Source organism: Cupriavidus sp. SK-3 (assembly GCF_000611145.1).
GTDB lineage: Bacteria > Pseudomonadota > Gammaproteobacteria > Burkholderiales > Burkholderiaceae > Cupriavidus.
In genome coordinates this window covers 16,730-32,104 of sequence record NZ_JFJV02000162.1, presented here as the reverse complement: position 1 = coordinate 32,104, position 15,375 = coordinate 16,730, and the positions used below count along the sequence as shown (strand labels likewise).

General features: G+C 63.2%; 8 protein-coding genes and 1 pseudogene. 1 reads left to right on the top strand and 8 read right to left on the bottom strand.

Annotated elements, in window-relative coordinates:
- The first annotated feature begins 80 nt into the window (after positions 1-80).
- The gene (locus CF70_RS16670) at positions 81-1,802 is read left to right on the top strand and encodes a dipeptidase (RefSeq protein WP_035866906.1); all 1,722 of its coding nucleotides are present in this window, start codon (positions 81-83) and stop codon (positions 1,800-1,802) included.
- Positions 1,803-1,866: 64 nt separating this feature from the next.
- On the opposite strand, the gene CF70_RS16665 is transcribed toward CF70_RS16670, so the two are convergent.
- From CF70_RS16665 to CF70_RS16640, 8 genes and pseudogenes are all read right to left on the bottom strand, one after another.
- Positions 1,867-2,118 (bottom strand): RHS repeat domain-containing protein, encoded by a 252-nt coding sequence (locus CF70_RS16665; protein WP_035866849.1) that lies wholly within the window; start codon positions 2,116-2,118, stop codon positions 1,867-1,869.
- 131 nt (positions 2,119-2,249) lie between these two features.
- Positions 2,250-2,519 carry a hypothetical protein gene (locus CF70_RS16660; protein ID WP_035866846.1) on the bottom strand — a complete coding sequence of 90 codons (270 nt, stop codon included), beginning with the start codon at positions 2,517-2,519 and terminating at the stop codon, positions 2,250-2,252.
- 132 nt (positions 2,520-2,651) lie between these two features.
- Positions 2,652-2,960, bottom strand: coding sequence for a hypothetical protein (locus CF70_RS16655; RefSeq protein WP_035866843.1), 309 nt, complete (start codon positions 2,958-2,960; stop codon positions 2,652-2,654).
- A gap of 96 nt (positions 2,961-3,056) precedes the next feature.
- Positions 3,057-3,638, bottom strand: a complete 582-nt coding sequence (locus tag CF70_RS37930) for a hypothetical protein (RefSeq protein WP_235185086.1) — start codon at positions 3,636-3,638, stop codon at positions 3,057-3,059.
- A 40-nt stretch (positions 3,639-3,678) separates the two neighbouring features.
- Positions 3,679-3,903, bottom strand: coding sequence for a hypothetical protein (locus CF70_RS36075; RefSeq protein ID WP_152561839.1), 225 nt, complete (start codon positions 3,901-3,903; stop codon positions 3,679-3,681).
- Between the two features lie 17 nt (positions 3,904-3,920).
- Entirely contained in the window at positions 3,921-11,834 is a 7,914-nt protein-coding gene (locus CF70_RS36070) for a hemagglutinin repeat-containing protein (RefSeq protein WP_235185085.1), read from the bottom strand.
- 258 nt (positions 11,835-12,092) lie between these two features.
- Positions 12,093-13,205 (bottom strand): annotated as a pseudogene (locus CF70_RS38975) (filamentous hemagglutinin N-terminal domain-containing protein); the annotation flags it as partial.
- A gap of 55 nt (positions 13,206-13,260) precedes the next feature.
- Positions 13,261-14,976 (bottom strand): ShlB/FhaC/HecB family hemolysin secretion/activation protein, encoded by a 1,716-nt coding sequence (locus CF70_RS16640; RefSeq protein WP_035866839.1) that lies wholly within the window; start codon positions 14,974-14,976, stop codon positions 13,261-13,263.
- Positions 14,977-15,375 lie beyond the last annotated feature (399 nt).

Here is a 15,375-nt window from a genome sequence, read left to right as displayed (position 1 = left end):
GAATGTACCAACAAAAAGTCATCAAGCGTGCGAAAGTGGCCGACTCATGCGAACATCTCCGGTTTTTGGGATTCCTGCCCATGAAACGCCCGACGCTGCTCGCCTCGCTCGCCCTCCTCTCGCTGGCCCTGGGCCAGCCAGCCATCGCCGAAACGCTCAAGAAGCCTGATCTAGACACCCTCGTCGCGGCCGCGCAGGCAAAGCCGCCGGCGAATTTCAACGCTTTCCTGGATGAAGCGGTCAGGGCCAATCCCAAGCTGGCGGGCAGTGTCGCCGCGTATCGCAAGCAGGCCGTGCTGAGCGGCGACGACCTGACCAATATCGGCCGCCTGCTCGGCGTGTACAACAGGCTCCACAACCAGCGGGCCGTGATCTCCGCCATCGAGCGCATGGTGGCCTTGCGCACCGTGCGCGACGACAAGGTTCCCCAGCACGAGAACCCCGCCATCGTCTCGTTCGGCAAGCTGGTGGAAGGCATGGCCAGGGACTTCGGCCTGACCTTCCGCAACGTGGACAATCGCGTGTTCGAGGTCACGCTGCCGGGCCGGGGCAAGGAAGAATTCGGCTTGCTGACCCACGCCGACGTGGTGCCCGTGGTGGCTGACGAATGGGTGCTGGACGACGGCACCAGGCTCGACCCGTTCAAGGTCACGCGCGTTGGCGACTATCTCTATGGCCGCGGCACCATCGATGACAAAGGCTCGATCGCCACGGTGCTGTACGCGATGAAGACCGTGAAGGAGAGCGGCCTGAAGCTCGACCGCACCATCCGCCTGATGATCGAGACCACCGAGGAAACCGGCGGCGACGGCATGAAATACTACCGCGAGCACACCTCGCTGCCCGAGTACAACATCGTGCTCGACAGCAAATACCCCGCCGTTGTGGCCGAGAAGGGATCGGGCAGCCTGAAGGTGTTCTTCCCCGTCCAGGCCACCGATGGCAAGACCACCGCCATCGTCGCCATGAGCGGCGCGGCGGCCGCCAACGCCGTGCCGCAAACCGCCAGCGCGCAGCTCAAGGGCGGCGATCTCGGCGCGGCCCGTGCGCGGCTTGAAGCGGCGCGCGCCGGCTTTATCGAAAAGTACGCGGCGCAGGGCAAGTTCACCATCGATATCAGCCAGGGCGCCGACAGCGTGGAGGTCAAGGTCACCGGTACCTCCGCCCATGGCTCGCGCCCCGAGGAAGGCGTGAACCCCCTGCCCCGCCTGACGCTGTTCCTGCAGGAATCCGGGGTCGCGCTGGCCGACAACCACTACGCCAGGGCGGCAAAGTACCTCAACGACCTGTACGGCACCGGCTACCTGGGCGAGAAAATGGGCGTGGCCTACAAGGACGATTTCATGGGGCCGCTCACGATGTCGCCCAACCTGGTCCGGGAGAAGGACGGCCAGTTGGAAGTCACCGCCAACGTGCGCATGCCGCGCGGCAACACGCCGCAGGCGCTGTCCAGGGCCGTGGCCGACAAGATCAACGCCTGGGCCGACGCCAACCACGAGAAGGTGACGATCAGCCACGAGCAAGGCGACTGGATGGCGCGCGACCCCAAGGGCGCGTGGCTGGCCACCCTGCTCAATATCTTCGGCGATACCACGGGGCTCGAATCCAAACCTGTGCCCACCGCCGGCAGCACCACGGCCAAGCTGATGCCGAACGCCATCAACTTCGGCCCGGCCATGCCCGGCAAGAAGTACACCGCGCACAATGCCAAGGAGTACAAGGAAGTCTCCGACCTCGACCTGGATATGCAGATGTTCACCGAAATGCTGATCCGGATCGGCGACCTGAAGACGATGCAGTAAGGTGTGAAGCGGTTATGGGGGAGGGAAGGCGTTATGGGTAGCGAGGCGTTTTCTCCCGTGCGCTTCATTCCCCGCGGTCAATTTCCCGCTGTTCATTCCCGATATACGCAGTGATGCGGTGTGCCTCAACGAGGGTTGCCGCTGCAAGTAGTTGACCAGGCCCGGCGCTGCCGTCGGCCAGCGTCTGCTGGCTAACCCGGCTGTTGGCATCATATTGATTGGTCACCATCAACTGCCCATGGGGCTTCTTGACGGTGAGCAGGTTGTTCGCGGCATCGTAGGTGTACTGCTCAACGCCGCAATCCGGATCGGTCACCTGCGTGAGCCGGCCGCCACTGTCATACTGATAGCCAACGGTGCGCCCGATGTTGTCGTTCGCCCGAGTGACACGATTCGCGTTGTCATAGGTTAGGTTGATGTAGCGGCCGTCCGAATTGGCGATTTGCGTCAGGTTGCCACGACATCACGCGTCAAGGTCAGCTTGTTGCCCAGCCGGTCGTAGTATTCCCGCAGCGCGGCGGGACGACTGGAGCACCCCTCGCAATCGGCAAAGTACATGATCCGGCCGTCGCGCAGCTTCGGTTTCCATTTGCCGCCCACATAGGATATGACTGCCCCGTAGTACTCGGTCGGCGTCGCCGTATGCCTATAGACCGCGTCACTATAGCCGGTCCCGGCGGCGGTCCGCACGAAGTGGATTCGCCCGCCGTCAGGCAAGATCAGATCCTGGTACGCGTAGGGATATGTGTCCCCGACAGTAAAGATGTCATAAAGGTCGTTGGTACCAATCCCGAAGGCACGGGAGATACTGTCACGCGGTCCTACGCCCGCTCTTCCAGGCTTACCGCATTACCTGAGCCTTGAACCGTTAGGATTCATAGCCTCTTCATCTTTTCTAGTCGGGTAGTAGACCATTTTCTCAGCAAGCTCGTAAAAAATTATTCCATGAATACCCTGAGCATCACATTTCCTAATGCGGCACTGCCAAATATTGTTGAATGCTGCATCAAGCAACTGCTCATCACTTTTCGCATACACCTCTTCAACAAACACAATGTCGGCACCGTCATGAAATATGAGAGCAAACTCCTCTTCCGTCGCCATAAAAATGGCATATACGCAGTTTTTCGCACCATCAATGACTTGAATATTTTTCATAGCTCTATCCTTCACGGCTTTCACAGTTACTGTAAATTGACGTTGTTGTCGGCAATCAGCTTAGCGTTGTTGCCGGCGGCAATCTCAAGCTCAGCACTATTGAGCCTTGCATGCTGGATACGCTTGGCGTATCGAGCCTTCGCAAGATCCGGTGTAGCGATAGCCATTTCTAAGCATGCATCGCTGTATTTCCATATATTTTTCACCGGCTGCATCTCGCATCTCTTGAGCACTAACACCCGATTTTGGGCTACTGTATCCTCCATCTCGCATTCCTCCACACTCCATCCAGTCCCGATTTCTCTTTTCCGCATTCCAAACATTTTCTTCCCAATATTCAACGAGAGGCTTGATATTCATTCCAGCAGATGGATTTCCGGTCATCCAAAATCCTCCAGCCCCACATCCACACAAGAAAAAAATTTGAAAGACGGCGGTAAATAATTTTAATTTCATAATTGGCTCCGCCATAGGAGTTGCAACCGCCGCTGCGGTTCCCGCAAAGAGCGACTGCACCGGCCCTACAGTACCGCTCTGGGCGTACTTATCAGCTGCGACCATACCGCTGCCCGCAAAGAAACCGATCGCCGAATATCCCAATGCCCCGCCAACGGTTGTTGCAATTGGTCCCCCAATGGCAAGAACGGCACCGACCGGGGCAGCGATCGTACCAGCCACCACCAAATTGCTAATCGTCTGCGCTCGCTGGTCAGCTAATTCATTCCTTTTCGTAAACCCACATGGCAATTGCACATGGCCAAGTAACGATACCGATGAGCTTTAACCACTTATACAATCTTTCAATTGATGGAAAATGATAACCATCAGCACCGGCAATCCATGCCAAGAAAGGCCAAAAAATAAATTCACAGAAAAACCCTGACACGATTATTATCAGAGAAAAAAATATACAGTAGTAAAAAAATCTAACCAATTCTTTCATTATGCGCAATCTCATTATTATTTTTTCGCTGACGCCTTACGATTCAAAATTCTATTAACTGCTTCTGATGCCCCCTCCGAGCTGATTGCCCCAGCCGTAGATCCGCCAACGGATGGTAAGGCACTTGGTGGAATATATTGAGACATACCAAACCCTATATCCCGCCATACCTGGCGATACCACGGATTCATGCTGTTGTTTAACGCGCCCTCAAGCTTACCGCCAGCATAAAAGCCCACCAATGTACCGGCAACCGCACCCGCCATACTAAAATTCGGATTTTGCCCTGTGATTGAGGATCCCGCGAGCGCACCTCCTGTATTTACCAGGAGGTTAGGCAATAGGCTTGCACCAAATGTCAATGCACCAGTTGCACCTGCCATACCAATATTCACTAAACTTATTTTTCCATCATTGAGAACGTATTGAGCTCCAGCATTAACGGAGGCCCCAATAGTTCCGCCTGTAGCCATACCAAAAAACGATGGAATGCCGCCAGCCGTTACTACCCCCAACCCAATCATCCCCGCACCCGCCAATGTAGCTCCCACAGGATCTTTCTTGATATTGCTGGTCACCAGATCGTTATAAGTCCGTCCGCTTCCAAGCTGGCCCTGTCCGGCGTCATACGCCGCCTGATTCGCTGCAACAAGTTCGCTGTTGTAATCGTGATCCGCATAGCGCGGATCGTTCTTGTAACCGCTGCAGTTCAGGTTCTGGCACCCGATGAAGCTGCGTATTTCATAGTCGCGCTTACCTCCGGCGGAGTCGGCCGTTTGCTTATCCGAATTACGCTGCATTTCGGCAATAATTCGACCTTCGGCTTCTTCGACCGTCACCGTTCGTCCTTCTTTTTTTGAGAGAGCATCCGCGATGATCTTCGCATTCTTTTTGGCGAAGTCATATTCCGATTGATGAGGCATTCTATTATTAGCGTCAACTGCCAATCCCATCCCCGCGCCAGCGATACTGCCACCGCTCACCAACGCCCCCATGCCTGCCGCCGTCCCTAGCGCAATGGCCTGCGATGTCAGATTGGCTGTGGCCTGGTCGACACCGGCGTTGATCAAGCCGTCACGGACATTGTTTTGCAAGTCCGTCAGCAGCGGCGCCGCACCGGCAGTGGCGCCTGCCCCCAAGGCGCCCGCAATACCCCCGCTCAAAGCCCCGGCGGCGCTGTGCAGAGTGACACGCCACGTGCCACCTTCATCCCATTGTTTAGCTTCTTCCTCATTGCCTTGCGCCCGTAATTCCTTGGCCTTCTGGTCTGCAAATGTCCCTATGGCCTTCGGTGCTTGCTGGCTGAATGCCAACGTAATCTGTGTTTGTGCATCGATATCCTTTTGCACTTTATCCTGATCGAAGATCTTAGCTATGCCGGCTTCCTTGTCGCCGGCTCTGACAGCGGTATTACCCGCAATACCGCTGATGCCGCTCTGGCTGGTGCTGCTGGCGTTGCCGCTGTCTGTGCCAAAACCTACGCCAGTGCCTTGATTGCCGGCCGCTTGGGTACCCACACCACCGGTGACACTGATGGAATTGGCGCTGTAACGCGCTTGATTCTGGATATCGCTTTGCGTTAGAGAGCCGCTGACGAATCTGTTCTTCGCATCATCGACAGCCTTGCCGGTGCTGGCGATGATGCCGCCCTTGAGATCGGTATTGCCCTTGACGTAGACATCAAAACCGCCATCACCCGCCTTGACGCCGGATTGCTCGGTCACGCTTTGGTAGTTGCTGTCGATCTTGCTCTTGCTGGCGCTGAGGCTGACGCCGCCCGCACCTGCACCGATCGGGATGGTCACGCCGATGCCGACGTTTCGCTGTTTGGAAACGTAGGTGCTCGTGTCTTGCAGACTTTCGATATTGAGATTGCCACCGACAGCGGCGATGAATTGTTGGCCGCTGGCGATCGCCCCCCTCAGATTGGTGTCGCCGCCGGAGGCGATGACCAGTTGATTGCCGGCATTGATATGGGAATTGGTATAGCTGACGTCCGATCCATCGGCGTTGCCGCGCCCTTGGCTAGCGCTGGCATTGACGGTCAAGCCACTGGTGCCAAAGCCAATACCGATGGAGCCGCTACTGGAACTATTGCTGCTGTATTGCTCATAAGTGCTTTGCGCCGCTTGTAAATTGACGTTGTTGTCGGCAATCAGCCTGACGTTGTTGCCGGCGCTGATATTGGAGCCGATGATATTCATGTTGCTGTCTTTGCCGCCGCCCGCTGCGACGATGTTGAGATTGCCTCCCGCCGCCACGGTGCTGCCTTGGGCGGTCGTGCCGCTTTGTTCGCTATGGCTTTGGCTCTTGCTGCTGCCCAGATTGACGCTGACATTGACGCCGCCGGCCGCGCCCGGGTTTTGCGAAACGGCGGAGGCCGCGTTATAGGTAGACAAGGCCGTGACTGCCCCGGCCAGCACCTGCATCCGGCCATCGCTGGTTTGGTTAGACGCCCGGCTCATCTGCTGCGCAGTCTGCACCGCCGAGATCACCGGATTGGTGAGCGCCACGGTCACGCCGCTTTGCCTGAATTTGCTGTCTTGCGTAGCGCTCATGGTGTTGATGGCGGCGTTGATATCAACCGATTTGGCGAGGATGCCGATATCGCCCTGAGGCGCCAGCACGTGGCTGCCGGTCTGCTGGTAGTGGTTGCCGGCCACCAGGGTGACGTTGCCGCCGGTGGCGCCCACGGTGGAGGCCGCAGCGCTGGTGCTAACGATACGTTGGTCGACGCTCTGCATCTGGCTGCCCATGGTTATACCCACCCCGCCGCCGCTAAACACACCGCTCTTGTCAGTGCGCTTGAAGTGGCTTTCGCTGCGGGTCTCGGTGGCCGCCTCAATGGTGAGGTCGTTCTTCGCGGCGACGACCGTGCGCGCATTGGACACCACGTTGCTGCCGGTGACCGTAACGTTCTGCCCCTGCACAGCCACGGTGTTGCCGCTGAAGGTACTGGCTACGGCGTTGGTTTCCTCCACGCTGTTGCGGCTGGTTTTGGTGGTGGAGCCGAGCAGGCCGCTGCTCTTGTGCTTGCGGCCTTCGCTCCAGTTGCTGCCGGCCTCGCCGGCGACGATGTTGACGTCGCCCTGGGCCACGGCCACCAAAGCGCCTTTGTCGCTGGTGACGTTGGCGGCGCGGGCGTTGAGATCGCCGCCGGCCTGCAGGCGAACGTCGCCTTCGGTACGCACGGTGGTGCCAACGTCCTGCACATGGCCCTGTTTGAGGTAGTTGCTGGCGTTGCGGACGTTGTTTTCCTGCTCGGCGACCTGCACGGTGCCGAGGTTGAGGTCGCGCCCGGCCACGATGGCGGTCTTGCCGTCCTTGCCGGCATTGATGATTTGCGCGGCCATCAGGTTGGCGTCGCGCCCCGCCATGGCCACCAGGGTGCCGCCGGGGTTACTGACGTACAGGCCAGCGGCGCGGTCGATGTTGGTGCGGCTGAAGTCGCTCAGGCCCGCCCGCTTGGCGTCGCTGTGCGTGGTGGTGACCACATTGAGGTCGCGTCCGGCTGTCACGGACAGCGCCTTGCCCGCATCCAGCGTACCGCCGATATTGTCCAGATCGTTGCGGGCCTTGAGGTCTACGACATCGCCGGTGATACGCCCGCCAAGGTTGCGCAGGTTCTCGCCGGTGAGCTTGACGGCAGTGCGCCCGGCGATGGTGCCGGAGTTGACCAGGTCGCCCTTGAGGTCGAGGTCGATGCTGTTGGCGGCGATCAGCGTGCCATTGCGGTTGAGATCGCCCGGCTTGACACGCACGTAGACCTGCGGCACCAGGGCACGGGTGCGGGAACCATCGGCCAGGGTCACGTCCTGCTCGACCAGCCAGACCATGTCGCTGGTGAGCTGGGCCATCTGTTCGGGGCTCAGCGCCACGCCGGGGCGCAGGCTCCAGGCCTTGGCATAGGTGCCGCCGGCTTCCAGCAGCGCGCGGTACTGCGCTTCGTCGCTGCCGTAGCCCTGGAGGAAGCGGCGGCCAGTGAGCTGCCCGATCTGGTCGCGCACCAGGCCCTGTTCGTAGAAGCCATCGCCCAGGCGCTTTTGCATGAGCGCCGGGTCGTAGCCCAGCTGCGACAGCAGGTAGTCGGAGCTGAGCCAGTTGCGGTAGTTTGCAAAGCGCGGGTCGGTTTCGATCAGGTAGCTGCCGCTGTCCGGCTGGACGCGGAACAGGCTGTTGGTGGGGACCTGGGTGTCGACGCCCACGATGCGGATCACGGCGGGGTCGTTGCCACTGGCGGCACCGACGTTGCCGCTCGTGCTGGCGCCTGGGCCGCTGACGCTTCCCACCGCGGCAGCCACTTCAATGATCTCGCGCGAGCTGGCGCCGCCGGAAGTGCCGCTGCCGCCGGCGATGGTGCCACCCACGCCGCCGGTATTGCGCCCGCCGACGCTGTAGCCACTGCCATTGCTGGCGGTGTATTGCTGGGTCTTGGACACGTTCAGGGGGATGGTCTGGATCGTGTCGGCGGGGGCGTAGGCGATCCTGCCGTCCCACTTGCGCTCGTGATACCACTTGAGGCCGCCGCGCCAGCGGCTGTAGGTGTACTGGCTGGTGCCTTGCTCGCGCTGGACGTGCTCGCCGAACACCTGTTCGTTCTTCAGGTTGTGCAGGTCGCCCTGCAGGGCGCCGCCGGCGAAGATGTGGCTTCTATCATTGATCAGTTCGTCGCCGCGCAGCGTCATGTTGCCGCCGGAGCGGATCAGCGCCGGCGCGCTTTGGGTGACCTGGGTTTCGTACTCGGTGCGGGTGATGTCGTACTGGGTCCAGGCCTTCACTTCGGCGCCGGTCTGCTTGTTGCGGTAGAGGCCCGCTCTGCTCCAACGCTCCCAGGCGAATTCGTTGATGTCGTATTTTTTCGGGTCACCGTTGGGCTGCAGGTACATGCCCGTGATCGGTCCGCCAAGCTGCACCACCTCGGTGCCGAAGTGCAGGTTGCCATTGCGCAGGCGGCTGGCGTCGATCGTGAGGCCGCCGAGGGATTCGATGGTGGCGCTGTCGTTGAGCAGCAGGCCAGCGCGGCCGGTGGCGTGCCCGTCGGCGTCGAGCGCCCCGCCGATGTTCATGGCGTCGCTGCCACCACCGGCGCTGAAGATCAGCGCCTGTTCGCGGTTGTTGACAACGCCGGCGCCGATGTCGAGGCGCTGGCGCGCGGCGATGGCGGCGGCCTTGATCTGGCCGTTGGCGTGCTCCTCGCGGTTGAGCACGCTCCCCGCCTGGATGCCGACATGGTCGCCGTAGATGCGCCCGGTGCCGACGTTTTCGAGGGTGCCGGCTTCGATGCGGGTCCGGCCGCCGTCGATCAGGCCGCGGTTGCCCAGGGTGCCGCCGGCCGCCACCACGGTGCGCCCGCCGCTGATCTGGCCGCTGGCGGTGTTGTCCACATGGCTGCCGCGGACTTCCAGGTCGCCGGCCTGCAAGGTGCTGCGGTTGGTCAGGCGGCCAGCGGTGCTGATGAGCGCGCGGCCGTTGGCGGTGATTTCGCCGCTATTGTCGAAGTCCTGCTGCAAGGCAACGGTCAGGCTGCCCTTGGAAAGCACTCTGCCATCGCCGGTCATGCCCTCGGCCTCGATGGATTGGTGGGTGCCGGACAGCAGCGTGCCGGCACTGTTGACGATGCGGTTGGCGGCCACGGTGATGCTGCCCGCCGAAGAGATGCTGCCACGGGTGTTGTCCAGGGTGTTGCCCGCGCCCGCGCCGGTGATGCCGATGTGACCGTCGGCGGCAATGGTGCCGGCGGTGTTGTCGATGCGGTTGCCGGACAGGGCCACGGTGCCGCCCTGCAAACCCAGCGGCGCCTGGGGATCGGCGCTTTGGGTGCTTTGGGTGCTTTCGGTGTCGCGATTGAGGATGGCGCCGGCATTCACGCCCAGATCGTCGCCCGCCGCTATCAGGCCGTTGCGGTTGTCGGCAGTACCGGTCAGCGTCACGGTCAGGTTTTTGTTGGCCTGCACCTTGCCGCCCTGGTTCTGCAGCGCGCCGCCGTCCAGGCGTATGTCGGCGTTGCCGCTGAACTGGCCACCGCCACGGTTGTCGAGGGTACCGGCTTGTGCGGCCAGGTCGCCCTGGCTGTGGAGCACGCCAGCGCGATTGTCGAGGTCGCCGCTGTCCAAAGCGAGGGTGCCTCCGCTGAGGATGCCGCCGTTCGCCCCCGACTGGGTGTTGACCAGCGCCTGGCCATGGGTGTCCAGGCCCATGCCGCCAGCCGATTGCAGCAGGCCAGCGGTGTTGTCGAGTACGCCGCTGCGGATGTCGAGCCTGCCCGCCGTGCTGGCGAGGGTGCCGTGGGCGTTGTCCAGCGCCGCCTGGCGGGTGTCGATGTCCACGTTGGCGCCAAGGACGGTGCCGGCAGCGTTGCCGAGCCCGGTGCTGTCCAGCTTCAGGTCGCCGGCGGCCTGAAGCGTGCCGCCGGCGTTATCGGTACGGCCACGGGAGTCCACAGTCACCCCGCCTCTGGTGGAGGCGACGAGGCCGCCATCGCGGTTGTCCAGGCTGCCGGCGGTCAGGCCCAGGCCGCCATGGCTGACGAGCCTGCCGGCGCGGTTGTCCAGCCCTTCGCTGGTACTGACGTTCAGGGTGCCATGGGCGTTGAGGATGCCGTCGCGGTTGTCGAGGGAACCTGCCGTGATCTGGCCCGCGCCGCCGCTGGCAATGACGCCGCTGTCGCGGTTGTCGAGGTGGCCGTTGACCCGGACATCCAGCCCGGCCTCTCCGGCCGCTTGCAGCGTGCCACCCTGGTTGCGCAGCGTTCCGGCCTGGATGGCGGTGTCCCCCGCCGCTGCCAGGGTGCCGCCGGTGTTGTCCAGCGTTTCGGCTACGGCAATGTGCGTGTCGGCAGCGCCGGCTGCCTGGATCTTGCCGCCGCGGTTGCCCAGGGATTTCGCCTTCAGGTCGAGGGCGCCGTTGCCGGCGATGGTGCCGCCGTGATTGTCCAGCGCCCCGCGCACCTTCACGGCGAGTGCGTCGGTGCCGCTGGCGCTCAGGCTGCCCGCCGCGGTGGTCAGCTTGCCGGTGTCGATGTCGATCTTGCGGGCCAGGGTGGTGCCGCCGCGCAGGTCAGTGATTTCGCCGCCAAGGGTGAGGGCGCCATTGCTGGCGAGCGTTCCGCCGGCACCGTTGAGTGTGTCGGCTGCGATATCCAGGCGGCCGTTGCCGGCGTGTTGCACGGTACCGTCCGTGTTGCCGAACGTGCCGGCGCGGATGTTCAGGTCGCCATTGGTAGCGATCGTGCCTTGGCTGTTGTCGAGCGAGCCGGCCACGTGGAGCCGGTTGCCGTGCTCGCCACTGGCGACGATCTTGCCGCCGCGGCTGTCGAACGACGCTGCGGCGAGGTCGATCCGGGCCGCGCTCAGGGTGGCGTTGCGGTGATCGGCGCAGCCGAGTTCGAGGGCCGCCGCGCCCGCCGTGGCGATCTGGCCGTCCTTGCCGCTGAGCGTGCCGGCCTGCATCTTCAAGCCGGTGTCGCCGGCATGGTTGACCTTCCCTCGCTGGTTGACGAGTTGGCCTGCCGACAGGCTCAGCTGCGCGGCATTGCTCGCCAGGGTGCCATCGCTGTTGTCGAGCGTATCGGCCACCTGCAGATGGGTGGCATCCGTGCCGCTGTGGTGGAAGATGCCCGCGCGGTTGGAGAGGTTGCCGGCCGTGAAGGTCAGCGGGCCGCCCAGTTGCAGGCGGCCATCGTCGTTGTCGACCTGGCCGGCATGGATGCTGGCGGTGCCCGAGACTTGCAGTTCGCCGCTGCGGTTGGCCAGGTCTCCCCCGCTGACGCTGAGCTGGCGCACGCCCAGATGGCCGCCGTGGTTATTCAGCCCCCCGCTGGCGTCGAGGTTGATCGCACCGCCGGCAAAGATGCGGCCGCCATCGTTGTCGAGGATCCTGGCAATGCTGAGTGCACCGTCGGCCAGGCGGTCCGGAGGCTGCGGCGCGGGCACGGTGCCGGCACCGACGTCCCCAATGCCTCCGGTGCCTGTGCTGCCGCCTTCGCTACCGTTTCCCGGGGTGCCGCCGTTACCCGGGCTGCCCGGGCCACCACCGCTGCTGGCTTCGACCAGGCCAATGCGCCCGCCATGGCGGTTGGTGGCGACCGTTGCGCGCAAGGCCAGGTTCTGTCTGCCGGTCTGCTCGATCGCACCGCCACGGTTGGCGAGCGATTGCGCATTGACCTCTACGCGGCGGCCGTTGAGGGTGCCGCCACTGTTGTCCACATCCTGCGGGGTGCTCACCACCAACTCGCGCCCGGCGCTGAGGGTGCCGGCATTGGCGACGCCGCCGCTGGCGTTCACCCGGGTATCGGTCCGCGCCTGCATGGCACCGCCATTCTCCAGGCGGCCATCGGCGGTCACGACCAGTTCGCCCGCCTGGGCGCCCAGGTTCCCGGCGTTGCGAACCCCGACGCCATGCTCCGTGCCCAATAAAACGATTTTCTGGCTATACATGCCGCCCAGGCTGCTCACGTCCACGGCAAAGGCCGGGGCCCTGCCGCCAGCGGCCTTGGCTGCCACCTGGGTGTGATCGGCGCTGACGTCGTTGACGCCCGTGGTGACTTGCAGTTGCCTGGCCCAGATACCGGCGTTGACCTCCATCGAGCGGGCGATCACGTCGGTGTAATCGGTAGCGCTGGCGTCCAGGCCCTTGCCTTGGACCTGAAGCGCGCCGCCTTCGACGCGATAGCCCTCCAGAGAGCCGCCGTTGACGACCGGCGTACCGGTGGTCAGGGTCAGCCGGTTGGCGTTGATGAAGCCGCAGCCGTCGCAGGAAATCCCGGCCGGGTTGGCGATGACCAGTTGCGCCCGGCTACCGGCGATTTCGACATAGCCGTTAAGCCGGCTGGGATTGCTCGAATTGATTTCGTTGAGAATGACCTTGGCAGTCCCCTTGCCCAGCCAGGGATTACCCTGCACCCAGCCGCCCAGTTGCGTTTGCGTGTTCCCGCGGGAGTTGTTGAGAATCGCCCCTTGCCGGCCCACGTCGAATTGCTGGTAGGTGTTGCGCGAAACACCGGCTGCACTTGGGGTCTGGATGTTGACCAGGGGGGTGCCATTCGGCGCTTGCAGCACAGTCGGACGCTGGCTGCCCGGCGCACCGGGATCGGCCACCACCTGCGCAAGCGCCGCGCCGCCCGGTGCGACATGCCCCATGATGATCCACAAGGCGAAAGTCAATGGCCGCACTGTCACGACGCAAGGTCTGCGGGCCGCTACGCCCCGGCCCCCGCCAGCGCTGTGGCCTCGGGCGATCTCGGCGACGGCCTGAAGCAGGCCGCGGGCACGGTTGAAGATGATGCGGTAGCAGTTCTTGTTCATGCGGGCACTCCCAATTTTCGAGAATACGAATGCGGGCGCACGCGCCCTGTCGACATCAGTAAGACCAGCTCACGTTGAAGCCGGCGATGACGGAGTCGGTCTGAAACCCTTGGGGCTTGCACAGCGGCGTGCCGACGAAGACGTCCCAGTAGCCGCCATGCATGCGGCCGCGCAAGCCGATGGCCGAACCCGCCAGGGTGCGGCCCGGTTGCCAGCGAGTGGCGGGGCCGCCGACGTGCCCCACATCGACGGCAACGTACACTTCCTGCCCGGCGCCCACGGCCAGCCCCAGGTCGTTGCGCCATAGCCACCCACGCTCGCCCATGAGCGTGAGTTCGCCGTCAAAGCCGCGCACGGTATAGCGCCCGCCAATGGCGAAGCGATCCTGCGGCACCAGCGGCGTGCGGTTCCATTGCGCCCGCCAGTTGGCGGTGTAGCGCAGGGATTGGTTGGCGATCCGGAATGGCACGGCGAACTGGGCGTCGGCGGTGATGACCTGCATGCGCGAGGTGCCTTCACCGAAGGCTTCCTCCGGCGCCGCCATCGCTCCGAAAGCGCCAGTGCCGCGCCGGTAGGCGAGCGTGGCATCGAGGGTGGACGTGCCGAGGTACTCCCGATGCGTCAGCCCCAGTTCCCAGCCGCCGGTGCGGCGGCGCTGCACTTCGATCTCGGTGTCGTCGATGTAGTTGTCGGACTGGCGCAGCCAGCCGCGGACGTAGGCGCCGGTCTTGCGCGTCGCATCGCGGTACAGCAGGCGCGACAAGCGGACTTCGGCGTTTTCGCTGGTGCCGCGGTAGACATAGTTCTGGGAGTAGCCGGCCACGGTCTGGCGATATTCGTAGCCGGCGGCGGTGGCGCCCAGCTGCCAGTAGCCAAGCGGGACGCTGTAATGGACGGTGTAGCCCTGCGTGCCCTTGCCGCCGGAGCTGAATACGTCGTGGTTGAAGTTAGCGTAGAACAGATCGTTCAGCATCAAGGTATCGTCCAGCGAGAGCGTGGCGCTCGCCTGGTACTTGCCCGTCGCCCGGCTGCCGGAATCGTCCAGCGCCACGTTCAGCCGCACGGGCCGGCGCTGCGACCAGGCGATGACCAGGTCGCTTTCACCCGGCCGTGCGCCCTCACCTTCCGCCGGCACGATCCGGATGTCGGCCTCCACGGTGGGGACGCGCTTGAAGTTCTCCAGCGCCTGTTCGATATCGCGCAGGTTGAGCAGATCGCCACGGCGGATCGGTACGGCGTTCCAGGCGGTGGCACGCGAGGAGGTCTCAACAGCGAAGCGGACCGCCCGTACCCGGCCCGGCACTACGGAGAGCGTCAGGACGCCGCTGCTCAGGTCCTGCGGGGCCGCCAGCACGCGCGTGGTCACAAAGCCGCGCGCGACGATGGCGTTCTGGATGCGCTTCATCACCACGTTGATGCCTGCGGTGCCCAGGCAACGGCCGGTGGCGGGATCGGCGGCAGGGTCAGCCGCCTTCAGCGCCCACAGGAATTTGCCGGCATCCTCGCCCGTCAGCCGGATCTCGTGGATCGCGAAGCACGGTCCCTCTTCCTTCGGCAACAGATCGGGCGCCGGCATGGCCGGCATCGGTATTCGCACATCCGGCGTGGTTTCCTGCTGCTCGCGCAAGGCGCGTTCGCGCTCCTGCTGGCGCAGCCATTCCTGCGCCGCGCTTCCGGGTGCCTGCCCCTGCGAGGCGACCGGAAACACCATCAGGCCGCAAGCCAGGCCGCATGAGCGCATTACCGATGACCAGAACTTCCCCTGCTCCATGTTTGTTCTTCCCTGTACTGGCCCAGGTCCCCTGCCGAGGACATCCAGTACCGCCTGTGGCAGGCCGGAGAAGTTGCGCCTGTCCGCTCCCGCAACTGAGAGTGACTTGCAACCAAACCTGGAGTGTTCGCGCTGCGAAGTGCGGCGTGTATAGGAAATTTCTTCAAATTGGGGGAGACTTTTCCCGAACTTGCGCGGTTCTTTCGCATGGCTGCAGACCGCGCCTGCGGCTCCGCGTCAGCACCGCATGGGGTAATTCCGTGTCACAGGATCTGCTGGCCTGGCGAACCCCATGCCCTGAAGGCCGGATGCGGGGTCGAAGCGCTGCAGCTATCGCACATGGGCTTGCCTGGGTGGATTTCCTGGGCGCAACAGCGACGGTGAACCTGGCGCCACGAC

Coding starts and splice junctions, on each gene's coding strand:
- CF70_RS16670 (WP_035866906.1), top strand. CDS start 81: ATGAAACGCCCGACGCTGCTCGCCTCGCTCGCCCTCCTCTCGCTGGCC.
- CF70_RS16655 (WP_035866843.1), bottom strand. CDS start 2,960: ATGAAAAATATTCAAGTCATTGATGGTGCGAAAAACTGCGTATATGCC.
- CF70_RS36075 (WP_152561839.1), bottom strand. CDS start 3,903: ATGAAAGAATTGGTTAGATTTTTTTACTACTGTATATTTTTTTCTCTG.
- CF70_RS16640 (WP_035866839.1), bottom strand. CDS start 14,976: ATGGAGCAGGGGAAGTTCTGGTCATCGGTAATGCGCTCATGCGGCCTG.